This is a genomic window from Micromonospora sp. WMMD730, assembly GCF_049178955.1.
In the GTDB taxonomy this organism is placed as follows: domain Bacteria; phylum Actinomycetota; class Actinomycetes; order Mycobacteriales; family Micromonosporaceae; genus Micromonospora; species Micromonospora wenchangensis.
Genome location: NZ_JBMHML010000002.1, coordinates 3,334,754 through 3,358,632, shown reverse-complemented (window position 1 = coordinate 3,358,632; position 23,879 = coordinate 3,334,754). Strand labels below are relative to the sequence as shown.

Sequence of the window (23,879 nt, the reverse complement as noted above, 5' to 3'; positions counted from 1 at the left end):
CCCGTTCGTGGCGGTCGCGGTTGTCGGGGTCGATTCGCCGCCGCCCCGCACGTGTCCGATTGGCGGCAGGAGGGTGGATTGGCGGACCGTCGACCGTTCGCCTGAGAGAAACAGCAGGTCAAAGCTATGCTAACCAGCAAGTTACTGACTGGTAGGTCATTGACGGTCAACGTGAGGCGGCTCTAGCGTTCCCTCCATTCGAACGGCGTACGGTCCACCCGAACGGTCTTCGGTCCGGTGGTGGTACGTCCAGACGGGAGGCCCGAGCATGGCAGACGGGACGGTGCACACCCTCTTCACGCCAGTCCGCCTCGCCTCCGTCCCGCTGCGCAACCGGGTCTTCGTCCCGGGCCACACCACCAACTTCGGCCTGCACAACGAGCCCACCCCCCGACTCGCCGCCTACCACGCCGAGCGGGCGGCCGGCGGCGTCGGCCTGATCGTCACCGAGGCCATCCGGGTGCACCCGACCAGCGCCGGACGCAGCATCAGCCTGGGCAGCTTCACCGACGCCGGCATCCCCGCCTACCGGGCGGTCACCGAGGCCGTGCACCGGCACGGCACGCGCATCTTCGCCCAGCTCATGCACGCCGGCCGGCAGGCCAACGGCGACGCCACCCGCACCGCCGCCTGGTCGTCCTCCCCGGTGGCCTGGGCCACCGGCGCGCACGTCCCGCACGCCATGGGTCGCCACGACATCGCCGTGGTGGTCGCCGCGTTCGCCGCCGCCGCCGGGCGGATGCGGCGGGCCGATTTCGACGGCCTGGAACTGCACGCCGGCCACGGGCACCTGCTCCAACAGTTCCTGTCGCCGCACACCAACCGGCGCACCGACGCCTACGGCGGCAGCCTGGACCACCGGCTGCGGCTCACCCGCGAGGTGCTGACCGCCGTGCTGGCCGCCACCGACCTGCCGGTCGGGTTGCGGGTCAGCGCCGACGAGTTCCTTCCCGGCGGCCTGGATCCCGACGCGATGGTGGAGATCGTCGCCCGGCTGCGCGAGGAGTTCCCGCTGGCCTACGTCCACGTGAGCCACTCCGCCTATCACGGCAGCTACACCCTGGCCACCCAGATGGCCGACATGAGCTTCGGGCACGCGCCGTTCCGACACCACGCGGCCACCTTCAAGCGGGCCTTCCCGGACCTGCCCGTGCTGGCGGTCTGTCGGCTCGACAGCCTGCCCGAGGCGGCCGAACTGGTCGCGGCGGGGGAGGCGGACCTGGTCGGTCTGGCCCGTCCGCACATCGCCGACCCGCACCTGGTCCGCAAGGCGGCCCAGGGCCGACACCACGAGACCCGGGCCTGCCTGGCCTGCAACCAGGGCTGCATCGCCCGGGTCGAGGCCAGCCTGCCGATCACCTGTGTGGTCAACCCCGAGGTCGGGGCGGAGCGGGAATGGGCGGCGGCCTGGCGACGCCCGCAGCGGCCGGCACCGCCGCGCCGGGTGCTCGTCGTCGGCGGTGGTCCGGCCGGCCTGGCCGCGGCCACCGCCGCACGACGGGCCGGCCACCGGGTCACCCTGGCCGAGGCGGGTGACGCGCTCGGCGGCCAGGTCGGCCTCGCCGCCCGGGTGCCCGGCCGGGAACGGCTCGGCCTGCTCACCCGGGACCTCGCCGCCGAGGCGTACGCCACCGGGGTCGAGGTGCTGCTCGGCAGGCGGATCACCGCCGCGCAGGTGCGGGCCGGTGCCTACCACGACGTGGTGCTGGCCACCGGGTCCCGCCCCCGCCCCCGGCCGCTGCCGGGCGGGCCGCCGGTGCTCGACCTCTGGCAGGCGGTCGCCGCCCTCGACGCACCCGTCACCGGCAGCTACGTGGTGATCGACGAGGACGGGAGCTGGGCCGCCGCCTCCGTCGCCGAGGCCCTGGCCCGAGGGGGCGGCCGGGTGCACCTGGTCTCCCCGACCGCCAGCATCGCCGCCCGGATCACCACCTACTCACGACTGGCCCTGTTCAGCCGCTTCGCGGACCTGGGCGTCGTGGCCCATCCACTGCGGACCGTCCGCGCCGCAGGCCTGACCACGGTGGCCCTGACCGGGCCGCTCACCGGCCCCGACCTCGAGATTCACGACGTCACCGCGGTCGTCGACGCCGGCCCGTCGGTCGCCGACGACTCCCTCTACCGCCAGCTCGACGCGTCGCCCGACGGACCCCGGGTCCATCTCGTCGGCGACGCAAACGCCCCCCGCACCACCCTGGAAGCGGTCTACGAGGGCCGGTTCGCCGGCGCCTTCCTCGGCCGCCACGACACCCCCGCCGCCGCCCAGGTGGCGCTCGCCTACTGATCCGGCGGCGGCGACCCCGGTCGCCTCCGCCCCGAGCATCCCTCCCGATCCGGCGCCGCCCTGCGTGGAACCGGACACGACAAAGGAGATCAGCCATGTTCGACGTCGAGGACCGCCTGACCCTGGACGAACGATCCGCCGTGGACTTCGTCCTCGGCCTGCGCAAGCGCTGGGCCGACACCGTGTACCCAGCACTCACCAGGGAGTACGCCGCCACCGGTGCGCCGGCCACCAGCATCGACGAGGCCGGCCGGACCCTGCGCGAACTGCCGCTCTACCCCTGGTTCAGCCACCTGGAGCGGGTGCAGCAGAAAATGCTGTGGAAGGCGGCCGGCGACGCCGTACTGGACCGGCGTGCGGAGCTGACCCGGCAACTGACCGCCGTCCCGGCGCAGCCGGCCGGCTCGCTCACCCTCGACCCCGACCTGCCCCTGCCGGACTGGTACACCGACTACGACATCCACATCCAGCCGGGCGGCTTCTTCTCCGACGACATGTCCGCCTACGTCTACGAGTTCGGCGCGCGGATCGTCATGCTGCGCGACAACGACGGCTACAAGTTCCACCAGCTGTTCACCCGGACCGCGCTGCCCGACCTGCCCGCCGCGACCAGGGTCGTCGACATCGGCTGCGGCTTCGGCAAGAGCACCCGGCCGCTGGTGGGCCGCTACCCGACCGCACAGGTCATCGGACTCGACCTGGCCGCCCCCGGACTGCGCCTGGCGCACGCCGAGGCGGAGGCCGCCGACCTGGCCATCGACTACCGGCAGGCCGACGGCCGGGCCACCGACCTCGCCGACGCCTCCTGCGACGTGGTCACCGGCACGATGGTGCTGCACGAGATGCCGGCCACGGCCATCCGGGAGACGATCGAGGAGGCCGCCCGCCTGCTCAAGCCGGGCGGCGCGCTGCGTTTCCTGGAGTTCCAACTCACCGGTGACCCGCTGCGCGACGCCACCGTCTACGAGCACGCCGAGCGGAACAACGAGCCGTTCTTCCACGCCCTGTTCGGCTCCGACCTGCTCGCGATCTGCGCCGAGGCCGGCCTCACCGACGCCGGCTGGACACCGTTCGATGAACGCCGCAACGGCATGCAGCCCGAGGGCTGGGGCGACCGGTCCGAGTGGCACTTCCCCTGGGCCGTACTGTCCGCGACCAAACCGGAGGCGTGATGAGCACCGAGTTCGACTACTTCGGCGACCCCCGGCTCGGCAAGCTGCTCGACCTGGTGCTGCAACTCTCCACCGAGCTGCACGTCAGCCGGCAGCGGCTGCGGGTGCTGGAGCAGCTACTGGTCCGCCGGGACGTGATCGACGCCGGGGACGTCGACGGCTTCACCGCCGACGACGCCGAACAGCTCGCCCTGGCCCGCGACCGCGACCAGTTGCTGCACCGGCTGATGCGCATCCTCACCGAGCAGGGCCCCGCGGAGCACCCGCTGCGCGACCAGTGGGAGGCGGCGCTGAACGGCAGGGCCGGCTGATGGACGGCGGGCGACCGCCCGGGGACCTCCCCGAGGGCACCTGCGCCGGCGAACCGGCCCGGCTGGTCGACCACTACCTGCAACTGTGCGAGGACCGCGAGCTGGACCGGGCCGGTCGCCTGCTCGCACCGGAGGTCCGCATCGTCTTTCCCGGCGGCCGGGTCTACCGCAACCTCGACGAACTGGTGGCCGGCGCGACCGGCACCTACCGGTGGGTGCGCAAGCACCGCGACCGCTACCTGGTGGGCACCGACGGCGACGCCGTCTCGGTGGTCTCCCTGGGTCGGCTGTACGGGCAGTGGCCCGACGGCGCCGGCTTCGACGACATCCGTTACGCCGACGTGTTCGTGCTGCGCGACGGGCTGATCGTCGAGCAGCACGTCTACAACGACCTCGCCGACACCGTGGCGCGGCGGGACCCGTCCCGCTGATCCACCGACCCGGGTCCCCGCCTCCCGCCCGCCGTGGCGGCGTCGGGGCGACCCACCCACACCAGCACCGATCCGTCCCGGCCGCCGCCGCTGTGCGCGGCTGACCAGCCCTTTCCCTGAACGAGGACGAGGTATCGACATGAAGCACAAGTGGGGTTTGCTGCCGGCGGCGCTGGTCGCCGCGGTGACGCTGGCCGGATGCGGGGGCTCCGGTGACGAGTCGGGCACCGAGGCGGGGGCACCGGCGAAGTTGACCTTCGCCATCGCCTCGGCGGTGATCGGCCCGAAGGAGGAGGTCGCCGTGTACGCGGTGGCCAAGGAACTGGGCTACTTCGACGAGGAGAAGCTGACCGTCGAGACGATCAACACGGACGGCTCGGTCGCCGCGCTCCAGGCGGTCGCCTCGGGAAGTGGTGACCTCACCGCCGCCGACACCGGTTCCATCCTCGGCGCGGTGCAGAAGAACGTCCCGGTCAAGGCCATCGGCGGCCTGGTGCAGAACTGGCCCTGGGTGATGGCGGTCAAGCCGGACAGCACCCTCACCGGCGGCGCCGACCTCAAGGGCAAGAAGATCGGGGTGATCAGCCTGGCGTCCGGGTCCGCCCCGTACGCCCGGGCCTACGTCGCGGCGGCCGGCCTCGACCCGGCCAAGGACGTCGAGCTGCTGCCCGTCGGGGTCGGTGCGCAGGCCGCCGCGGCGCTCAAGGACGGCAAGGTCGACGTGCTGGCGCTCTACACCCAGGCGTACGCGGTGATCGAGAACTCCGGCACCACGCTGAAGTACCTCGACAACCCCGACGCCTTCGACGGGATCCGGTCGCTGAGCTTCGCCGTCGGCGCCCGCAAGCTCGACGACAACAGGGACGTCTACACCCGGTTCCTGCGGGCGGCCTACAAGGCGATGCTCTTCTCCGCGAAGAACCCGGAGGCCGCCATGCGGATCGGCTACAAGGTGTTCCCGCAGATCCTCGCCGGTAAGGACGCGGCGGCGCAGCTACCCGCCGACACCAGGAGCCTCACCGCCTGGCTGAAGACCGCCACCCCGGCGTCCGGCAGCCCGGATCAGTTCGGCGACTGGGGCGCGATCAGCGACCAGGAGTGGACCAAGACCCAGTCGTACACCAAGGAGGCCGGCCAGATCACCGGTGACGTTCCCCTCGGCGACGTGTGGGAGCCGGGTCTGCTCTCCGGCGCAAACCAGTTCGACAAGGCCGCGGTGCTCGACAAGGCCGCCAACTACCCCGCCCAGTAGCGCGCGGCGGACGCGGAAGGGAACGCGATGGCCATCAAGGCGATGGGACGCCGGGAGCAGCAGCCGGCCACGGTGTCTGAGGACTCCTGGATCGAGGTGGCCGGCCTGGACAAGCAGTACCAGCCCCGCCGGTCGGCACCCACCCAGGCACTGCGCGACATCAACCTGACCGTCCGGCGCGGCGAGTTCATCTCGGTCGTCGGCCCGTCGGGTTGCGGCAAGACCACCCTGCTCAAGATCCTGGCCGGGTTGAGCCCGAAGACCGGCGGCACGGTACGGATCGCCGGCACCGAGGTGGTCAGACCCCTCCGCGAGGTCGGGATGGTGTTCCAGGCGCCCACCCTGCTGCCCTGGCGCACCATCTTCGACAACGTCATGGTGCCGGCGGAGATCCAGAAGCTGGATCCCGCCCGGCACCGGCAACGCGCCCAGGAACTGCTGGAGATGGTGGGCCTGACCGGGTTCGAGGGGAAGTACCCGCACGAGCTCAGCGGCGGCATGCAGCAGCGGGCCGGCATCTGCCGGGCGTTGGTGCACGACCCGGCCGTGCTGCTGATGGACGAGCCGTTCGGCGCGCTCGACGCGATGACCCGCGAGTACATGAACGTCGAGCTGCTACGCATCTGGCGGGAGAGCAACCAGACGGTGGTGTTGGTGACGCACTCGATCCCCGAGGCGGTCTTCCTCTCCGACCGGGTCGTCGTGCTCAGTTCCCGCCCGGGGCGCATCGCCGAGGTGCTGCCCATCGACCTGGACCGCCCGCGCGACCTGGGCGTGATGTCCTCCGACCGGGCCGGGGTCTACGTGGACCGGATCCGCCGCCACTTCCACGCCGCCGGCGTGATCGACTGACGAGGTGCCGCCATGGCAACGACAGATGTGCGCGACAAGCCGTCCCCCGGCGCACCGCCGGGCCAGCAGCCGGCCCGGCGGCGGTTCGACCTGCGGGACCGTCCCCAGCTGTGGCTCGTCCCGACGGTCTTCGTCGTGGTTGTGCTCGCCTGGGAGTACGGCACCCAACTGCTCGACGTCGACGAGTACGTGCTGCCCCGCCCCTCCCAGATCGCCGAGGCGCTGCACCGGCAGCTCACCGACGACCAGTTCTGGGGGCACTTCTGGGTGACCACCCAGGAGTCGCTGCTCGGCTTCGCCATCGGCGTCGGCGCGGCGGTCCTGCTCGGCACCTTCATCTCCCAGATCAAGGTCGTCGAGGCCACCCTGATGCCGTACATCGTGGCGTTCCAGACCGTGCCGAAGGTCGCCCTCGCCCCGCTGTTCGTGCTCTGGTTCGGCTTCGGCCTGACCAGCAAGGTGGTGATGGCGGCGGTCATCTCGTTCTTCCCGATGCTGGTCAACGTCATCGAGGGGCTGCGGGCCGCCGACGCCGACCGGATCCAGATGCTCACCGTGTTCGGCGCGAGCCGGTCGCAGATCTTCCGGATGGTCCGGCTGCCGAGCGCGCTGCCGTTCATCTTCGCCGGCCTCGACATCGGCATCGTCTTCGCCATCCTCGGCGCGGTCGTCGGTGAGTTCATCGGCGCCAAGGAGGGGCTGGGCTACCTGCTGTTGCAGACCAACTACAACTTCGACATCGCCGGCATGTTCGCCGTGCTGGTGGTGCTGTCGCTGATGGGCCTGGTCGCGCACTTCGTCATCCGGCTGCTGCAACGACGGCTCGCGTTCTGGGCCGAGGACACCAAGGTGATCGGGGCATGAGCGTCCCGACGGACGACCCGAACCGGTTCGACGGCCGGGTGGCGCTGGTCACCGGGGCGGCCCGGGGCATCGGCGCGCGGATCGCCGCCACCCTGGCCGCCCGGGGGGCGACCGTGGCGCACGCCGACGTCGCCGACACCTGGGACACCCCCACCCCCGACGGGCCGCACAGCCGGCACCGGGTGGACGTCCGGTCGGGCCGGTCCTGCGTCGACCTGGTGGCCGACGTCCTCGACCGGCACGGCCGGCTCGACCTGCTGGTCAACAACGCCGGGGTGGTCCGGCGGGGGCCGGCCGCGACGATGAGCGAGCAGGACTTCAGCACCGTGCTCGACGTGAACCTCACCGGCACGTTCCGGGTCTGCCAGGCCGCGTACCCGGCGCTGAGGGACACCCACGGGTCGGTGGTGAACATCGGCTCCACCAACGGCCACATCGCGGTGCTCGACACCGTCGGCTACTGCGTCAGCAAGGCCGGCGTGCTGCACCTGACCCGGGTGCTGGCACTGGAGTGGGCGCCCGACCGGATCCGGGTCAACGCGGTCGGCCCCACCATCGTGCCCACCGACATGACCGCCGACGTACGCGGCGACGCCGGCTATCTCGCCGACAAGCTGGCGACCATCCCGCTGGGCCGGATGGCGGAGCCCGCCGACGTCGCCAACGCGGTCGCCTACCTGCTCAGTGACGCCGCCGCCATGGTCACCGGCCAGACGCTCTTCGTCGACGGTGGCGTCACCATCCACTGACGGTCGGCAGCCGCACCGCCGACCGGACCACACCGTGGGAGGAACCCCTCATGGCACACCCCGACACCGCAGCCGCGCTCGCGGCGGTGGACGCCCACTTCGACGAGTTCGTGGCCGAACTCCAGCAGCTCTGCCGGATCCGCAGCCGTCGACAGGAACCGGACCAGATGCTCGCCACGGCGGAGTTCATCGCCGACTCGGTACGCCGCTGGGGCGGCCACGCCGACCTCGTCGACTGGGAGCACTCGTACCCGTACGTACTGGCCGAGATGCCCGGCGACGGGGAGCGGGCGCTGCTGCACTTCACCCACTACGACGTCGAGGTGGAGCCGGCCGGTGACGACGCCGACTGGATCAGCCCGCCGTACGCCGCCGAGATCCACGACGGCCGGCTGTACGCCCGGGGGGTGGCCGACGACAAGGGCGCCCTGATGTCCCGCATCCACGCGGTGGCCGCCTGGCGGCTGGCCGGCCTGCCCGCCCCGGTCACCAGCCGGTTCATCTTCGAGGGCAAGAAGTGGCTGCACAGCCCCGGCCTCGGCTCGTTCGTCGACGCCCACGCCGACCGGCTGACCAGCGACGGCGCGCTGTGGGAGAACTCCTGGGTGGACGGGCAGGACCGCCCGCTGCTCAAACTGGCCGAGAAGGGCGTGCTCTACCTGCGGCTCACCGCCCGCACCCTGCCCCGCGACCTGACCAGCCAGAACACCGCGCTACTGCCGGCGGCCACCGCCCGGCTGGCCGCCGCCCTGGCCCGGTTGCAACGCCCCGACGGCACGGTCACCGTCCCCGGCTTCGCCGACGACGTCCGCCCGCTGACCGACCAGGAGCGGGAACTGCTCGCCGAGGTGGAGTTCGACGGGGACTACCTGCGCCGCCGGGCCGGGGTCACCAGCTTCGCCGGTGGCCTCGACGACCGGCAGGCGGCGGTGGCGATCCGTACCGTCCCCACGCTCACGGTGGCCGGGATCTCCGGCGGTGACATGCGTGACGACGTCACCCTGGGCATCCCGTCGACCGCCACGGCGAAGGTGGAGATCCGGCTGGTCCCCGGTCAGGACCCGCAGCGGGTGCTGGCCGCGGTCTGCGACCACCTGGAGGCGACCGGTTTCGGGGATCTGGACGTCGAGGTGATGGCGACCAGCCGGCCGAACATGACCGACCACCGGGACCCGTTCGTCGCCCTGGTGGCCGACGCGGCCCGGCGGGTCTACCGGACCGAACCGGTGATCGAGCCGTACACCCAGTGGATCGGCAACCAGGGCACCCTGGCCGGTCGGCCCATCGTCGGCGTCGGCGTGTCCCGGGCCGACTCCGGGGTGGACGGGCCGAACGAGAACATCCGGCTCGACGACTACCGGGCCGGCATCAAGCACGTCGTCGAGGTCATGGCCGCCCTGGCGGTGACCCGGTGAGCCGGGTCCGTGGCACCGCCCGTCGGGGCTACGTCGACCTGCCCTGGGGTCAGGTCCACTACCGCGAGGCCGGCCCGCCCGCCCGGCCGACCCTGCTGATCGTGCACCAGTCGCCGCTGTCGTCGGCCACCTACGACGCGGCCCTGGCCCCACTGGCCGCCCGTGGCCTGCACGTCGTCGCGGTGGACACCCCCGGCTTCGGGATGTCCGACCCGCCACCGCACCCGTGGTCGATCCCCGAGTACGCCACCGCGCTGTGGCAGACCGCCGACTCCCTCGGGCTGGACCGGGTGCACCTGCTCGGACAGCACACCGGGGCGACCATCGGTGCCGAGGCGGCGTTGCGGGCCCCGCACCGGGTCGGTCGGCTGATCCTGCAGGGCCTGCCGCTCTACGATCCGGCCGAGCGGGCCGAGAAGAAGGCGACCTACGCCCCCGGCTACCAGCCGCACCGGGACGGGTCGCACCTGCGGGTGATCTGGGACCGGGTGTACGGCCTCTATCCCCGGCTCACGCCCGACGAGGCGGACCGGCAGGTCGCCGAGTACCTGATGACCGGGCCGGACTACGCCACCGCCTACCGGGCGGTCTTCGACCACACCCTCGACACCGCCGCCCTGGCGGCGGTGCCCACCGTGCTCCTGCACGGGGCCGACGACCTGGTCGACCGGATGACCCCGGTGGTGCGCGCCGCCCTGCCGCACGCGCCGCTGGTCACCATCCCCGGTGGCACCGACTTCGTCGCCGACGAGCAGCCCGAGGCGTTCGCCGACGCGGTCGCCGGGCAGCTCGACGTCGAGGTGGCGACCCCGTGACCGGCCGGCGGCCCGGGTGCACCTACACCCCGTGGGCCGACCCACGGACGGGGGTCCGGGCCGATGGCCGGCGCTGACCGGGCGACCGTCGTGGCCGCCCGGCCACCGGCGGCACCCGGCCGTCCGGGTGAGCCCGCCGCCACGGCTGCCGGTCTGGGCGCGGTCTACCTGCTGTGGGGCTCCACCTACCTCGGCAACGGGATCACCCTGGAGAGCCTGTCGCCAATGGTGTCCACCGCCGGCCGGTTCCTGGCCGCCGGGGTGCTGGTGTGCACGGTGGTGGCGGTCCGGCGTGGGCCGGGCCGGCTGCGGCTGCCCCGGGCCCAGTGGCCGGGGGTCGCCGCCGGGGGAGTCCTGATGGTCGGCGCGGGCAGTGCCCTGCTTGCCGTCGGTCAGCAGTACGTCGCCTCCGGACTGGCCTCCCTGCTGGTCGCCGCCATGCCGCTGTGGGTGCTGCTGATCCGGCTCGGCTCCGGTCAACGCCCCCGGCCGGCGGCGGTGGCCGGGGTCCTGGGTGGACTGGCCGGGCTGGCGTTGCTGCTGGTCGCCGCCCCCGGCCAGGGGTTGCACCTGGCGGGTATGGCGACGATCGTGGCGTCGACCGTGGTGTGGGCGCTCGGCTCCACGCTGACCCAGCGGCTGGCCGTGCCGGCCGACCACCTGGTCGGCACCGGGTGGCAGATGCTGGTCGGCGGCGCCTGCGTGGCGGTCGCCGGCCTGTTCGCCGGCGAGTGGCACGACCTGCGCCCCGCCGAGGTGACCACCCGGTCCTGGCTGGCCTGGCTGTACCTGATGCTGGTCTGCACCGTCGTCGGTTTCACCGTCTACACCTGGCTGCTGCGCCGTGCCCCGCTGCAACTGGTCGCCACGTACGCCTACGTGAACCCGGTGATCGCGGTCCTGCTCGGCATGGTGGTGCTCGACGAGCGGCTGACCGGCCGGCAGGCGCTCGCCGGCGTCGTCGTGCTCGCCTCGGTGGCGCTCGTGGTGGCGGTGGAACGACATCGACAGTTGCGAGGATTGCCGCCGGGCACCCCCGTGACGCCACCGTGAGCGGCGGTCCCTGCCCACCCCGCGTACGTCGACAGTGAGGACTGACATGACCACCACCCCCGTCATCGCCCGGGACGACAGACCGGTCCGCTCCGGTCTCGGGCGGGCGCTCGACGTCATCAACATCATCGCCGGCCGGGCGCCGGAGACCCTCGGCGTGTCGACCATCGCCCGGGAGCTGGGGCTGCCGAAGGCGGTCGCGTACCGCATCCTCAAGGAGCTGGTGGCCGACGACTTCCTCAGCTTCAACGAGGAGACGAAGCGCTACCGGCTGGGCACCGGGGCGCTCGCGGTGGGCCTGGCGGCGCTGCGGGCGCTGGACGTGCCGGAGATCGCCCGGCGGTACCTGGTCCGGCTGGTCCGGGGCACCGGGGAGACCGCCACCCTGTCGGTGCGGCAGGGCTGGATCAGGGTCTACATCGACCAGGTGCTCTCCCCGCACGAGGTGCGCATGTCGGTCTCCCTCGGCACCAGCCACCCGCTGCACTCGGGGTCGTCGTCGAAGGCGATCCTGGCCGCGCTGCCGGCGGTCGAGTTGGACGAGTACCTCGGGCAGCCGCTGGACCGGGTCACCCCGTCGACGATCACCGACCCGGACCTGCTGCGGGCCGAACTCGCCCGGATCCGCCGGCAGGGGTACGCGGTGAGCCTGGGCGAGCGGCAGAACGGGGCCGGCAGTGTCGCCGCCGCCGTCCGGTACGGCACCGGTCAGGTCTTCGGCTCCATCTCGCTGTGCGGGCCGCAGGACCGGTTCACCCCGCAGGTCTGCGCCGCGCACGGTGCGCTCGTGGCCGCCGCCGCCGGTGAGATCTCCGCCGAACTCGGCTTCCGGCCGCCGATGCCGCGCTCCGGCGGGGGAGAGGGGACATCATGACGACGACCGACGACCGGCCCGACCCGACCCGGTCCGCCGCCGACCGGCCCGGTGCCGCCCCACCCGGTGACGGGCCGCTGACCGGCCTGCGGGTGCTGGACGTGTCGACGATCCTGGCCGGTCCGCTGTGCTGCCAGATCCTCGGTGACTTCGGTGCCGAGGTGATCAAGATCGAGCATCCGACCGCCGGTGACAGCATGCGCGGGCACGGCAAGTCCCGCGACGGCCATCCGCTGTGGTGGAAGGAGATCTCCCGCAACAAGCGCACCGTCGGGCTGAGCCTGTCCGCCCCGGAGGGTGCCGCCCTGCTGCTGCGGCTGGCCGCCCGGGCGGACGTGCTGGTGGAGAACTTCCGCCCCGGCACGTTGGAACGCTGGGGGGTCGGCCCGCAGGAGCTGCACCGGGTCAACCCGGGCCTGGTGATCGCCCGGATCACCGGGTTCGGGCAGATCGGCCCGTACGCCGGGCGGGCCGGTTTCGGCACCCTCGCCGAGGCGATGAGCGGTTTCGCCCACCTCACCGGCGCCGCCGACGGCCCACCCTCGCTGCCGGCGTTCGGGCTGGCCGACAGCATCTGCGGGATCGCCGCCTCCTCGGCGGTGATGATGGCGCTGTGGCACCGGGACCGCACCGGCGGCGCGGGGCAGGTGATCGACATGAGCCTGCTGGAGCCCATCATGACCGCCGTCGGCCCCGGCCCCACCGTCTACGACCAGCTCGGGATCGTCGAGCAGCGCAACGGCAACCGGTCGGTCAACAACGCGCCCCGCAACACGTACCGCACCAGTGACGGCGCGTGGGTGGCCGTGTCGACGAGCGCCCAGGCGATCGCCGAACGGGTGCTGCGGCTGGTCGGGCACCCCGAGGTGATCGACGAACCGTGGTTCCGCACCGGGGCCGGCCGGGCCGGGCACGCCGACGAACTCGACGCCCACGTCGGCGGGTGGATCGCTGCGCGGACCCGCGCCCAGGTCACCCGGGCGTTCACCGAGGCCGGCGCCGCCGTCGCCCCGGTCTACGACGCCCGGGACATCGTCGAGGACCCGCACGTTCGAGCCACCGAGATGCTGACCACCGTGGACGATCCCGACCTCGGGCCGATGCGGATGCACAACGTGATGTGGCGGATGTCCGGCACCCCGGGACGGGTCCGCTTCACCGGCCGCGCCCTCGGCGCGGACACCGACTCCCTGCTGGTCGACGAGTGCGGCTGCGATCCGGCCGAACTCGCCGACCTCCGAGCCCGCCACATCGTCGCCTGACGGTGTGGCCGTAACCCGCTGAAACGTGAGGAACCGTGACGACCACCGCCCGACACGCCGACCGGCTGCTCGACGCCGTCCGCGCCGGCGTAGCGATCTACGACCTCGGCCGGCAGCTCTCGATCGGCATGCCGCAGTCGCCGAACCATCCGCCGTTCTGGCTCAGCATGCCCCGCCGGCACGGTGACATGGTCCGCGCCGACGGTGGGTCCGCCGCCAACGACCTGCTGGTGATGGGGACCCACGTCGGCACCCACGTCGACGCGCTGGCCCACGTCTCCCACGACGGCCGGCTGCACGGCGGCGCGGACGCCGCCGCCGCCCAGGCCGGTGGGCGGTTCACCGAGCTGGGTGTGCACACGGTCGCGCCGATGGTGCGCCGGGGTGTCCTGCTCGACGTCCCCGCCGCGCTCGACCTGCCGGACTGCCCGCCCGGCTACGAGATCACCCCGGCCGACCTCGACGCCGCCGTACGCCGCCAGGGAACCCCGGTGCAGGCGGGCGACGTGGTGCTGATCCGCAGCGGCTGGGGTCGGCACTTCGACGACGAGGACCCCGGCCGGTACGTCGGCCGGGAGTCGGGCGTACCGGGCATCAGCACGGCGGGCGCGCAGTGGCTGGCCGCCGCGGGGGTGCAAGCCGCCGGCGCGGACACCATCGCCTTCGAGTGCCTGCGCCCCGGCCAGGGGCACAGCGCACTGCCGGCGCACCGGGTGCTGCTGGTCGAGCACGGCATCTATCTGATCGAGACGATGGCGCTGGAGGAGATCGCCCGCGACGGGGTCCACGAGTTCACCTTCATGATGGCCCCGCTCGCCCTCTACGGCGCCACCGGCTCCCCGGTCCGGCCGCTGGCGGTGGTCGGCCGTGCCTGAGTCGACCCTCGGGCGGCAGCTAGCCGTCTTCGCCGCCGGAACCCCCGCCGCCGCCCTCCCCGCCGAGGTGGTCGACAGCGTCCGCAACCGGGTGCTCGACGTCGTCGGCCTCTGCGTGGCCGCGGTCGACCTGCCGACCAGCCGGGCCGCCCTGGAGTACGTCCGGGAGCAGGGCGGCCTGGGCCGGGCGACGGCGATCGGACTGCCCACCCCGGTGCCGGCCCCGCTGGCCGCCTTCGCCAACGGGGTGCTGGCGCACTCCCTCGACTACGACGACACCCACCTGCCGTCGGTGCTGCACCCGAGCGCGTCGGTGGTGCCCGCCGCGCTGGCCGCCGCCGAACTCACCGGCGCCTCCGGCGCGGAGACGGTCGCCGCCATCGCCGTCGGCCTGGAGGTCTGCGTCCGGCTCGGGATGGCCGGTTACGACCGGGACGCCGGCAACTCGGTCTTCTTCGAACACGGTCAGCACGCCACCTCGATCTGCGGCACCCTCGGTGGCGCGGTGGCCGCCGCCCGGCTGTTCGGGCTGGACGGCGACCGGACCCTCGACGCGCTCGGGGTGGCCGCCTCGATGGCCGCCGGCCTGATCGAGGCCAACCGCACCGGCGGCACGGTCAAGCGGATCCACTGCGGGTGGGCCGCCCACTCGGCGGTCACCGCCGCCAGCCTGGCCCGGCACGGAATCACCGGCCCACCGACGGTGCTGGAGGGGCGCTTCGGCTTCTTCGAGGCGTTCCTGCGCGGCGAGTACGACCCGGCGGAGATCGTCCGTGGGTTGGGCGTCGACTGGGCGGTGCCGGACATCTTCTTCAAGCCGTACCCGGCGAACCACTTCACCCACGCGGCCATCGACGCCGCCCTGGCCCTGCGGGCGCGGGGGGTGACCCCGCAGGACGTGGCGCAGGTGACCCTCGGGGTGCCCACCCCGGTGATCCGCACGATCGGTCAGCCCATCGACCGCAAGCGTCGTCCCGCCACCGGCTACGAGGCGCAGTTCAGCGGCCCGTACGCGGTGGCTGCGGGGCTGCACGGCGGTGGCGTGCTGGGCGTCGGCCCGGACGACTTCACCGACGCCCTCGCGGTCGAGGAGTCCCGCCGGGCGGTGATGGACCGGGTGGAGGTGGTGCCCGACGCGCGCTGCGACCGGATCTTCCCGTACCAGTTCCCGGCCGTCCTGCGGGTGGTCACCCGCGACGGGCGGGAGTGGACCGAGGAGGTGCTGACCAACCGGGGCGGGCCGCAACGCCCCCTGACCCGCGCGGAGCTGGCGGTGAAGTTCCGGCACAACGTCGCCGGCCGGCTGCCCGAGGAGGTCGCCGCGGCGGTCGAACAGGAGATCGGCCGGTTGGACCGGGCCCCGGACGTCCGGCGGCTGACCGGGCTGCTCGCGGCGGCCGGACCGGCAGCGGCCACCGCGGTGGCCACCCACGACACACCCCGAGGAGTGAGAGCATGAGCACCTACGACCTGTTGCTGCGCGACGTCCGGGTGGTCCGGCACGACCGGCCCGACGCCGAACCCGTGGACGTGGCGATCACCGACGGCCGGATCAGCCGGGTCGCCCCGGGGATCGAGGCGCGGGAGGCCGCCACCGTGCTCGACGGGCAGGGCCGGCTGGCCTTTCCCGGTGTCGTCGACGCCCACCAGCACTGGGGCATCTACAATCCGCTGGGGGAGGACACCGCCTCGGAGAGCCGGGCATCGGCCCAGGGTGGCGTCACCACGGCGCTGACGTACATGCGCACCGGGCAGTACTACCTCAACCGTGGTGGCCGGTACGCGGACTTCTTCCCGGAGGTGCTGGCCGCCTGCGAGGGCCGGTCGCACATCGACTACGGCTTCCATCTCGCCCCGATGATGCGCGAGCACATCGGGGAGATCCCGGAGTTGGTCGAGCGGTTCGGGGTGACCTCCTTCAAGATCTTCATGTTCTACGGCGGGCACGGCCTGCACGGTCGCTCGGCCGACCAGAACTCCTTCCTGATGATCCCCGACGACGAGCGGTACGACTACGCGCACTTCGAGTTCGTGATGCGCGGCGTGCAGGCCGCCCGGGAACGCTTCCCCGACCTGGCGGCGCAGATCTCGCTGTCGTTGCACTGCGAGACCGCCGAGATCATGAGCGCCTACACCCGGCAGGTGGAGCAGGAGGGCCGGCTGACCGGGCTGGAGGCGTACCACGCCTCCCGGCCGCCGCACTCCGAGGGGCTGGCGGTCTCGATCGCCTCGTACCTGGCCCACGAGACCGGGCTGCCGAACGTCAACCTGCTGCACCTGTCCTCGGCCAAGGCGCTCGACGCCGCGTTGCGGATGGCCGAGGCGTTCCCGCACATCGACTTCCGCCGGGAGGTCACCATCGGGCACCTGCTGGCCGACATCACCACCGCGCACGGCCTCGGCGGCAAGGTGAACCCGCCGCTGCGTCCCCGCGAGGACGTGGAGGCGCTCTGGGCACACCTGCTCGCCGGTCGGGTCGACTGGGTGGTCAGCGACCACGCCTGCTGCAAGGACGAGGTCAAGTTCGGCCAGCCGCGCGACGACATCTTCCTGGCCAAGTCGGGCTTCGGTGGGGCCGAGTACCTGCTGCCGGGTCTGGTGACCGAGGGCCGGCGGCGCGGCCTGCCGCTGTCCCGGGTGGCGGCGCTGACCTCGTGGAACCCGGCCCGACGGTTCGGCCTGGCCGGCAAGGGCGCGATCGCCGAGGGGTACGACGCCGACCTGTGCCTGGTCGATCCGGACAGCGCCTGGACGGTCCGCGCCGAGGACTCCGAGTCCACCCAGGAGTACACCCCGTTCGAGGGGTTCGACCTGACCGCCCGGGTCACCGACACCTTCGTGCGGGGCGCGCACGTCCTGGTCGACGGCAAGGTAACCGGTGACCCGCAGGGCCGCTACGTGGCCCGGACCGCGCGGTAGGAGGCGTGGTGCAGCCTGTCGCGCGTAGCTACCTGTACGTCCCGGGTGACCGGGCGGACCTCATCGGCAAGGCCCCGGGTCGGGGGGCGGACGCCCTCGTGCTGGACCTGGAGGACGCCGTCACCCCTGCCCACAAGGAACAGGCCCGCCGCACGGTGGCCGACGCGCTCGCCGACGTGACCGACCCCGGGCAGCGGTGGGTCCGGATCAACAGCGACCAGGTCGAGGCGGACGTGGCGGTGCTGTCGGCGGCGGCGGCCGGCGTGTGGGTGCCCAAAGCGGAGCCGGAGCTGCTGCACGAGGTGGACCGGGCGCTCGGCGCGGCGGAACGTCGACTCGGGCTGGCCGAGCGCACCTTCGGTGTGGTGGCCCTGGTCGAGACCGCCCGTGGCGTGCTGACCGTCGCGCAGGTCGCGGCCGCGCCCCGGGTGCTGCGGCTGGGGCTCGGCGAGGCGGACCTGGCCGGGGAACTGGGCCTGCAACCGGGGCCGGACCGGGCCGAGTTCGCGCCGATCCGGTCGCAGGTGGTGGTGGCCTCGGCGGCGGTGGGGATCGTCGCGCCGGTCGGCCCGGTGGAGACGGCGCTGCGTGATCCGCAGCTGCTGGAACGCACCACCGGCATCCTGCTGCGGCAGGGGTTCCGGGCCCGCAGCGCCGTCCACCCGGGTCAGCTCGCGACGATCAACGCGATGTTCACCCCGACGGCGGCTGAGGTTGCTGCGGCCAGAGCGGTGCTCGACGCGTGGGAACGGGCTGGTCGGGACGGGTCGGGGGTGGCCACGGACGCAGCCGGCCGGCTGCTGGACCGGGCCGTGGTCCGGACCGCCGCGGAGGTGCTGCGCCGGGGGGAGGAGCCGGCCGGGCCGCCGACGGTTGCCGATCATCGGGATGTGCGGCAATGATCTACGTCACATTGTGAACCGTTCTCGCAGTGGCGGGCACGGAAGGCACGTTCCGGGCCGAATCCCTTTTCCGTGCCCCACATTCGGCGTCCGGAGCTCTCGTTTTGGTGCTGACGTTCCTGCCGACGGAACAGTGACAGATACACAGCGTCACTCCGCCTCACCCCGTGTGGTCGACCGACGTTGGTTGTCACCCGACAACCAGCGCCTCGGTTTGTGCCGCTCACTACCCTGACCGATGATCCAGTGCCTGGGTACCGTCGACAGCGATAAGGGCTTCAGATGAGCAACAGTCACCCTCCGTACGGAGAACAGCCGGATCCGAACGTCACCCCGTGGAGCGGGCCGCCGGCACCGCCCGCCGGCTACCCGGCGTACGGCCAGCCTGGCCAGGCCCCGCAGTACGGCCAGGCCCCGCAGTACGGTCAGGCCCCGCAGTTCGGTGTTCCCGTGCCGCCGCAGAAGTCGAACCGGGGCCTGGTCATCGGCCTCATCATCGGCGCGGTGGTCCTCATCCTCGCGCTCTGCGGCGCCGGCATCGGGCTCGCCCTGGTCGGCAACGACGACGAGCCCGACCCGACCCCGACGCCGAGCGCGACCGCCAACCAGGGCTCCGGCACGGAACCCTCGTCCACTCCGCAGGCGTCCGACCCGCCCACGGAGCAGCCGAACAACAACAACAACGCCGTGACGGCCCGCTACTCCAGCGACCTGTCGTCGGTCTGCGACGGCAGCCCGATCCTCAACGCGGCCACCTACAGCGGCCCGGCCACCGCCAAGGCGTACGTCTTCTCGAACAACCCGGAGCGGCCGTCGTTCTGGTCGTCGAAGATCGTCGGCTCCGACAAGCGGTACTACGCCAAGTCGGCGGACTTCACCAGCGTGTCGGTGGTCGGCTGCATGTCGATGGTCCCGGGCAGCGAGGGCGCGCCCAAGAAGTGCGACTACAAGGCCAGCGACGGCAAGAACGTCAGCGTCTCGTACATCTCCTCGCGCTACCAGCTGACCTTCTACGCCGCGAAGACCGCGGAGAAGATCGGCGACGGCGGGGTCGTCAACGCCCCGGCGACCCGGTGCCCGAGCTTCATCTCGTACAACAAGACGACGATGAAGGCGTACGCGGCCCCGGACAGCGGCACCATCGAGGCGGCGCTGGACAAGTTCCTGTCCTGACCGGCTCCTGACGGCGGTGCCGGGGGCGGGAGGATCCCTCCCGTCCCCGGCCTTCCGTCCTCCCGCCGGGTCAGGTGTTGACCGGCCGGCGGGCGACCAGCAGCACGTGCGTCACCGGCCAGTCCAGCGTCGCCCCGTCCACCGTCGACAGCGCCGCGGTCGGCGCGAGCCGGTGGGTGACGATCCAGTCGTTGCGGTACGGGCCGCTGGCCGGGTCGACCTCGAAGCCCACGTCGGCCAGCAGGGCCTTCCAGTCGGCCCACTCCAGCCCGCAGAACTCCTCCTGCGTCTCGGACAGCCAGTTGTCGGTGTAGTCCTTGCGGGTGAGGAAGTCCATCGCCGCGCCGAGCGGCAGCTCGACCACCGCGCCGGTGCCGTCGTCGACCGGGCGGAATCCGAACGGGAACCGGTAGTCGACGGCGAACTGGTCCAGCCGGGCCCGCGTGGACAGCCCGGCGAGATGCGCGGCCACCTGGTCGGCCGGCAGTGACGCCAGATCCGCACGGGGCCGGGCCGGGTTCGCCCCGTCGGTGGTCGACAGCCGCAGCCGTACCGTCCGGTCCCGGCCGTCCGGCCCGCAGACGTCGCTGTTGATCCACACCCCGCCGGGCACCGTGTGGTCGTAGATGGCCTGCACGAACCGGCGCAGCGACGCCATCCGATCGCCGTACGACCAGATCTCGTGGGTCAGCGCGAAGGTCATCGTGGTGTCCACCGAGCGGGGCGCGAACACCGCCCCGCCGAGCACGTTGCGGCGGTAGAAGAAGACGTTCGGGTTGGCGAAGAAGCCCTGTGCCTTCTTGTGCACGCACTCCTCGTACAGGTGGCGGGCCACCTCGACCCCGATCAGGTCGCTCTCCCGCAGCGTCGGCTCCCGGTCGGCCAGCTCCAGCACCGCGCCCGCGCCGCAGCCGACGTCGACGATCCGGCCGGGCCGCACGTGCTCGCGCACCGCCGCCCACTTGCGCTGCGCCGCGTCGGCGAACGCCTCGGCGTACGTCCGGTAGTCGCGGGTGGCGGTCAGCCCGCCCTCGTCCCCGACCACCGGATCGTTGACGACCGAACGGACCAGGTCGTCGAGCCGGTAGCGGGCGTAGACATCGAGGGTGGCGGGGTGGGCCAGCTCCCGCCACGACGGGTCGTCGGCGGCCAGCCGCAACAGCACGTCCCAGGGCCGGGCGGGGGTGGGGTCGACGTCGGCCTCCACCCCGGCGAGCGGGAACCCCAACCGGGCGTACATGGCGGCGACCTGCGGCGTCGAGCAGGCGACCACGGTGTTCTCCGGGGTCAGCTCCAGGCCGGCGGTGGCCGCCACGTTCTTGAGGGTCACCTCGGCGAACCGGTCGGTCTCGGCGGTGTCGAAGACCGGCACCACCACCGACCGCAGCCCGGCCAGCACGCTGAACCGTTCGATCGCCGCCTCCCGCCGGTGGTAGGGGACCGGGTTGCGGCGGGTGTTCTCGTGGTTGGCCGAGGTGACCGCCCAGACCACGGTGGCCTCGTCGTCGGTGACCCGGCCGCCGGTGCCGGTCGGCCCGGCGTCGGCACCGGCGTGGTCGCCGTCGGCAGCGTCGTGGTGACCGCCGGTGGCGAGCCGGTGCAGATAGTCGGCCTGGAACCGGGTCAGCAGGTGATGTCGGCCGGGAAACAGCAGGTAGCGGGGCATGCACCGTTCCTAGCCGACGCCGGATGGCCGGCTCCGCGCGGGGGTGGGGTGGCAGTCGCGGCGGCGCACGTGCTGCCGGTGCGGCGTGGGGGTGCCGGGAGGCGCGGTGCCCGGACCGGGCGTGGGGGCGACGCCGTGCGGCGTCGCCCCCACCCTGGCGGGTGCTAACCCACCACGGAACGCAGCGGGACCTGCTCGGCCCGCAGGGTCCGCACCAGGTCACCCAGGAACGGGTGCTCGTCGATCTGGAGACCCGCCGGGTTCGGGATCACCAGGTACGCCGAGCCGTCCGCCACGGATACCCGGGCGGTGTCGGTGTACCTGTCGACGACCGCCTCGGCGCGGGCCAGGTCACCGGCGGCCACCTGGAGGGTGAACGGCCGCCACTGTCCGCCCAGGTTCTCGGCGACCGGGGCGGCCGCCGCGGCGGCGCGGGCCGGGTCGACCGGGACCGGCGACGCGGTCCGGGCCGCGGTGCCGCCGCCCGGGTAGAGCAGCGCGTTGGCCACCAGGTGCAGACCACTCTCGTTGTACGCCCGGAACAGCGGGTTGAACGCGAACAGCACCGCCCGCCCGGCGCCGGTCGGCTCGTCCACCACCGCGACCGTGCCCTTGAGCGCGTCACCCTGCACCGTGTAGCCGTTGGCCCAGAAGGTGTCCCCGCTCGGGTAGCGCAGCACGTTGCGGCCGGTGCTGCTGGGGGTGAGGATCGGGTCGTTGTTGTTGAACTCGAAGTCCTCCGCCGGCCGGCCCAGCCCGACCGGGCTGTCCGGATCCACGTCGACCCGCAGGTGCGAGCCGATCACCGTGTAGCCGGTCGGCTTCGGCTTCTCGGTGGTCGAGGTGAGCCCGGCGGCGCGGGCCATCCGGGTGCCCTCGTTGCGCAGGCCCAGGTAGGTGTGGCCCTGGGCGATCCAGTTGCGCAGGTTGGCCTGCCCGGTCGCGGTCAGCCCACCTGTCGCGTTGCTGCCGTCCGGCACCAGCAGCACCGTGCGGCCGGTGAAGGCGGGGGTGCTGTCGTTGATGTCGGCGGTGGTGACCGGGGTGAGGTCCAGGCCCCACCGCTTGCCCAGCACGTACCGGGCCTCACCGTGCGAGCCGGAGGTGGTGGAGATGCCGGTGCCCTGGAACAGGCCGACGTCCGGCCGGCTGATCGGGGTGCCGACGGCCGCCGTGGTGTACGGGGTGAGCGTGACGCCCAGCTTCTTGGCCGTGGTGTTCAGCTCCGGCGTCAACGCGCCGGCGGGCATCCCCACCTGGCCGTTGTCGAGGTCCCGGACGAGCTGCACGCCCTGACCCAGCAGGGTGAAGGTGAACTCGGCCGCGGCGGCGGAGTCCAGCTCGTAGGTGTAGGAGCCCTTCAGTGGCGGCGCGGCCAGGATCTTGCCGCCACCGGTGTTCTGGATCTTGTCGATCAGCTCGGCGTTGGGCTTGACGTCCGCGCCGGTGTAGACGGCGTTCACACCCATCAGCAGCGGGTTGCTCCACGACGACACGTCGTAGAAGTACGGGAACGGCGTGTACGGGTCCTCGCCCATGATCGCCTGGATCCAGTGCTTCTGCGGCTGGTTCATCGGGATCCAGTACGACCCCACCGGCACGGTCAGGTTGGTCGCCGAGCGACCACCGAAGAGCTTCGCGGTGGGCAGCTTGACCGCCTTCTTGACCTGGTAGACCTCCACGTCCATCCGGCGCAGCCGCTCGACGAGCTGCCGGGCGTCGGCGAGCTGCCGGTCGGGCAGCAGGAAGTACGACCTGACGGTCTGGTTCGGCACCGGGAACTGCACGGTGTTGGTCGGCTGGACCACCTCGTTGGGCTCCAGCGTGCCGGCGCGGCCCTGGGCGAGGGCGTCCTTCCACACCTTGAACCAGCCGTTGAGCACCTCGACCTTGTGCGTCGCCGCCCACCCGAGGGTCGACCACTGGGTGTGGAACTGCTGCTGCACCCGGTCGGCCACCGCCGACGAGCTGCCCTTCTCGAAGGTCATGCCGGCGGCGCCGAAGCCGGCGGCCGGTACCGTGTCGCCGTACCCCATGAAGAACAGGTCGTAGGTGGAGTAGTTGAAGTAGCACTCGGTGGTCACCGCACCGCCGCACGCGCCGTTGTAGCCGAAGCCGGCCTTGTTGGCCTCGCCGATCCGGTTGATCCAGTCGACCGCCTCGCCGGAGATCTCGTGGTGGATCGGGTCGGCGTTGGGCGGGAAGAAGTACTGCCGGCCGCCCATCTCGTGCGCGTCGATGAAGACCTGCGGCGGGTACTTGCGCATCAGTTCGAGCTTGCCGTCGGTCTCCTGCTGGGTCCGGGCGAACCAGTCCCGGTTCATGTCGAAGCCGTACTCGTTCTGCCGGCGGCTGGCGTCGCGGCCGTCCGGGTTCTGCGTCGGCACGATGATCGTGACCAGGTTGTCGTTGCGCTGCTGGACCTCGCAGGACAGCCCGGCGGCCAGCTCGTACAGCGTCTTGAGGGCGGCGTCGGTGCCGCTCTTCTCGCCGCCGTGCACGTTGGCGGTGACCCAGACGATGGCCGGGGCCGCCTCGGCGATCTCGCCGGCCTGCTGCTGGTTGACCTGGCGGGGGTCGCGCAGCGAGCGGACGTCCTCGGCGATGCCCTTGAGCACGGCCGGCCGCACGTTGCGCTCGTTGGACACGATCGCGTACGGCAGCGGCTGGCCGAGCACGCTGGTGCCCATCACGCCGGTGACGACCCGCTTCGAGGCGGTGTCCACGGCGTCGAGGTAGCCCCGCACCTCCTCGTTGGTGACCACCCGTTCCTGGCCGGTGCCGAGCGGGAAGCCGAGGAAGCTCTCCGGGCTGGGCACCGATGCCAACCGGTCGGTGGGGTCGGTGCTACACGTCGTCGGGGGCGCGGCGGAGGCGGACGGGCCGACCACCAGGGGGGTGATTCCGGCCAGGAGGACGATGGCGGTGGCGCTGGCCAACCGCTGGCGGGAAAGCGATGCGGAGCGGAATATCGGCGTTCGCATGAGGCGTTTCGTTTCCCTTCCCGGGA

At 72.5% G+C, this 23,879-nt stretch carries 20 protein-coding genes; 18 read left to right on the top strand and 2 right to left on the bottom strand.

Annotation, left to right across the window (positions count from 1 at the left end):
- The first annotated feature begins 268 nt into the window (after positions 1–268).
- The 18 genes from ACN265_RS14720 (at position 269) to ACN265_RS14635 (ending at position 19,203) form a co-directional block, all read left to right on the top strand.
- The gene (locus ACN265_RS14720; RefSeq protein WP_421408123.1) at positions 269–2,284 is read left to right on the top strand and encodes an FAD-dependent oxidoreductase; all 2,016 of its coding nucleotides are present in this window, start codon (positions 269–271) and stop codon (positions 2,282–2,284) included.
- A 95-nt stretch (positions 2,285–2,379) separates the two neighbouring features.
- Positions 2,380–3,456 (top strand): class I SAM-dependent methyltransferase, encoded by a 1,077-nt coding sequence (locus ACN265_RS14715; RefSeq protein ID WP_421408120.1) that lies wholly within the window; start codon positions 2,380–2,382, stop codon positions 3,454–3,456.
- A complete protein-coding gene (locus ACN265_RS14710) occupies positions 3,456–3,767 on the top strand; it encodes a hypothetical protein (RefSeq protein WP_420117303.1) in 312 nt (103 codons plus the stop codon). Before ACN265_RS14715 ends, ACN265_RS14710 begins: the two co-directional genes overlap by 1 nt.
- Complete coding sequence (locus ACN265_RS14705) at positions 3,767–4,198, top strand: nuclear transport factor 2 family protein (protein WP_420117304.1); 432 nt, start codon at positions 3,767–3,769, stop codon at positions 4,196–4,198. The genes ACN265_RS14710 and ACN265_RS14705 overlap by 1 nt, the downstream gene beginning before the upstream one ends.
- A 139-nt stretch (positions 4,199–4,337) precedes the next feature.
- Positions 4,338–5,450, top strand: a complete 1,113-nt coding sequence (locus tag ACN265_RS14700; protein WP_420117305.1) for an ABC transporter substrate-binding protein — start codon at positions 4,338–4,340, stop codon at positions 5,448–5,450.
- 27 nt (positions 5,451–5,477) lie between these two features.
- Entirely contained in the window at positions 5,478–6,302 is an 825-nt protein-coding gene (locus ACN265_RS14695; RefSeq protein ID WP_420117306.1) for an ABC transporter ATP-binding protein, read from the top strand.
- A gap of 12 nt (positions 6,303–6,314) precedes the next feature.
- A complete protein-coding gene (locus ACN265_RS14690) occupies positions 6,315–7,166 on the top strand; it encodes an ABC transporter permease (RefSeq protein ID WP_421408115.1) in 852 nt (283 codons plus the stop codon).
- The gene (locus ACN265_RS14685; protein ID WP_420117308.1) at positions 7,163–7,915 is read left to right on the top strand and encodes an SDR family NAD(P)-dependent oxidoreductase; all 753 of its coding nucleotides are present in this window, start codon (positions 7,163–7,165) and stop codon (positions 7,913–7,915) included. Before ACN265_RS14690 ends, ACN265_RS14685 begins: the two co-directional genes overlap by 4 nt.
- Positions 7,916–7,965: 50 nt before the next feature.
- The gene (locus ACN265_RS14680) at positions 7,966–9,330 is read left to right on the top strand and encodes a M20/M25/M40 family metallo-hydrolase (protein ID WP_421408113.1); all 1,365 of its coding nucleotides are present in this window, start codon (positions 7,966–7,968) and stop codon (positions 9,328–9,330) included.
- Positions 9,327–10,145: an alpha/beta fold hydrolase gene (locus ACN265_RS14675; RefSeq protein WP_420117310.1), complete on the top strand. Its 819-nt coding sequence runs from the start codon at positions 9,327–9,329 to the stop codon at positions 10,143–10,145. The genes ACN265_RS14680 and ACN265_RS14675 overlap by 4 nt, the downstream gene beginning before the upstream one ends.
- Positions 10,146–10,208: 63 nt before the next feature.
- A complete protein-coding gene (locus ACN265_RS14670) occupies positions 10,209–11,198 on the top strand; it encodes an EamA family transporter (RefSeq protein ID WP_421408109.1) in 990 nt (329 codons plus the stop codon).
- 46 nt (positions 11,199–11,244) lie between these two features.
- Entirely contained in the window at positions 11,245–12,072 is an 828-nt protein-coding gene (locus ACN265_RS14665; RefSeq protein ID WP_357017171.1) for an IclR family transcriptional regulator, read from the top strand.
- The gene (locus ACN265_RS14660) at positions 12,069–13,334 is read left to right on the top strand and encodes a CaiB/BaiF CoA transferase family protein (RefSeq protein WP_420117312.1); all 1,266 of its coding nucleotides are present in this window, start codon (positions 12,069–12,071) and stop codon (positions 13,332–13,334) included. The genes ACN265_RS14665 and ACN265_RS14660 overlap by 4 nt, the downstream gene beginning before the upstream one ends.
- A 35-nt stretch (positions 13,335–13,369) precedes the next feature.
- Positions 13,370–14,209 (top strand): cyclase family protein, encoded by an 840-nt coding sequence (locus ACN265_RS14655; protein WP_421408105.1) that lies wholly within the window; start codon positions 13,370–13,372, stop codon positions 14,207–14,209.
- A complete protein-coding gene (locus ACN265_RS14650) occupies positions 14,202–15,668 on the top strand; it encodes an MmgE/PrpD family protein (RefSeq protein WP_420117314.1) in 1,467 nt (488 codons plus the stop codon). Before ACN265_RS14655 ends, ACN265_RS14650 begins: the two co-directional genes overlap by 8 nt.
- A complete protein-coding gene (locus ACN265_RS14645) occupies positions 15,665–17,128 on the top strand; it encodes a dihydroorotase (RefSeq protein WP_421408102.1) in 1,464 nt (487 codons plus the stop codon). The genes ACN265_RS14650 and ACN265_RS14645 overlap by 4 nt, the downstream gene beginning before the upstream one ends.
- Before the next feature lie 8 nt (positions 17,129–17,136).
- A complete protein-coding gene (locus tag ACN265_RS14640) occupies positions 17,137–18,030 on the top strand; it encodes an HpcH/HpaI aldolase/citrate lyase family protein (RefSeq protein WP_420117316.1) in 894 nt (297 codons plus the stop codon).
- A 282-nt stretch (positions 18,031–18,312) separates the two neighbouring features.
- Complete coding sequence (locus ACN265_RS14635) at positions 18,313–19,203, top strand: hypothetical protein (RefSeq protein WP_204924308.1); 891 nt, start codon at positions 18,313–18,315, stop codon at positions 19,201–19,203.
- Between the two features lie 70 nt (positions 19,204–19,273).
- Here ACN265_RS14635 and ACN265_RS14630 read toward each other — a convergent pair whose 3' ends face one another.
- Both ACN265_RS14630 and ACN265_RS14625 read right to left on the bottom strand, forming a co-directional pair.
- Complete coding sequence (locus ACN265_RS14630) at positions 19,274–20,869, bottom strand: class I SAM-dependent methyltransferase (RefSeq protein ID WP_421408099.1); 1,596 nt, start codon at positions 20,867–20,869, stop codon at positions 19,274–19,276.
- A 164-nt stretch (positions 20,870–21,033) separates the two neighbouring features.
- Positions 21,034–23,853: a M14 family zinc carboxypeptidase gene (locus tag ACN265_RS14625; protein WP_421408097.1), complete on the bottom strand. Its 2,820-nt coding sequence runs from the start codon at positions 23,851–23,853 to the stop codon at positions 21,034–21,036.
- Positions 23,854–23,879 lie beyond the last annotated feature (26 nt).

What these genes read in the sequence shown, in the direction of transcription:
- ACN265_RS14690 (WP_421408115.1), top strand. Translation starts at nt 6,315, where the DNA reads ATGGCAACGACAGATGTGCGCGACAAGCCGTCCCCCGGCGCACCGCCG.
- ACN265_RS14700 (WP_420117305.1), top strand. Translation starts at nt 4,338, where the DNA reads ATGAAGCACAAGTGGGGTTTGCTGCCGGCGGCGCTGGTCGCCGCGGTG.
- ACN265_RS14645 (WP_421408102.1), top strand. Translation starts at nt 15,665, where the DNA reads ATGAGCACCTACGACCTGTTGCTGCGCGACGTCCGGGTGGTCCGGCAC.
- ACN265_RS14685 (WP_420117308.1), top strand. Translation starts at nt 7,163, where the DNA reads ATGAGCGTCCCGACGGACGACCCGAACCGGTTCGACGGCCGGGTGGCG.
- ACN265_RS14625 (WP_421408097.1), bottom strand. Translation starts at nt 23,853, where the DNA reads ATGCGAACGCCGATATTCCGCTCCGCATCGCTTTCCCGCCAGCGGTTG.
- ACN265_RS14680 (WP_421408113.1), top strand. Translation starts at nt 7,966, where the DNA reads ATGGCACACCCCGACACCGCAGCCGCGCTCGCGGCGGTGGACGCCCAC.
- ACN265_RS14635 (WP_204924308.1), top strand. Translation starts at nt 18,313, where the DNA reads ATGAGCAACAGTCACCCTCCGTACGGAGAACAGCCGGATCCGAACGTC.
- ACN265_RS14630 (WP_421408099.1), bottom strand. Translation starts at nt 20,869, where the DNA reads ATGCCCCGCTACCTGCTGTTTCCCGGCCGACATCACCTGCTGACCCGG.
- ACN265_RS14670 (WP_421408109.1), top strand. Translation starts at nt 10,209, where the DNA reads ATGGCCGGCGCTGACCGGGCGACCGTCGTGGCCGCCCGGCCACCGGCG.
- ACN265_RS14705 (WP_420117304.1), top strand. Translation starts at nt 3,767, where the DNA reads ATGGACGGCGGGCGACCGCCCGGGGACCTCCCCGAGGGCACCTGCGCC.
- ACN265_RS14660 (WP_420117312.1), top strand. Translation starts at nt 12,069, where the DNA reads ATGACGACGACCGACGACCGGCCCGACCCGACCCGGTCCGCCGCCGAC.
- ACN265_RS14715 (WP_421408120.1), top strand. Translation starts at nt 2,380, where the DNA reads ATGTTCGACGTCGAGGACCGCCTGACCCTGGACGAACGATCCGCCGTG.
- ACN265_RS14695 (WP_420117306.1), top strand. Translation starts at nt 5,478, where the DNA reads ATGGCCATCAAGGCGATGGGACGCCGGGAGCAGCAGCCGGCCACGGTG.
- ACN265_RS14720 (WP_421408123.1), top strand. Translation starts at nt 269, where the DNA reads ATGGCAGACGGGACGGTGCACACCCTCTTCACGCCAGTCCGCCTCGCC.
- ACN265_RS14710 (WP_420117303.1), top strand. Translation starts at nt 3,456, where the DNA reads ATGAGCACCGAGTTCGACTACTTCGGCGACCCCCGGCTCGGCAAGCTG.
- ACN265_RS14665 (WP_357017171.1), top strand. Translation starts at nt 11,245, where the DNA reads ATGACCACCACCCCCGTCATCGCCCGGGACGACAGACCGGTCCGCTCC.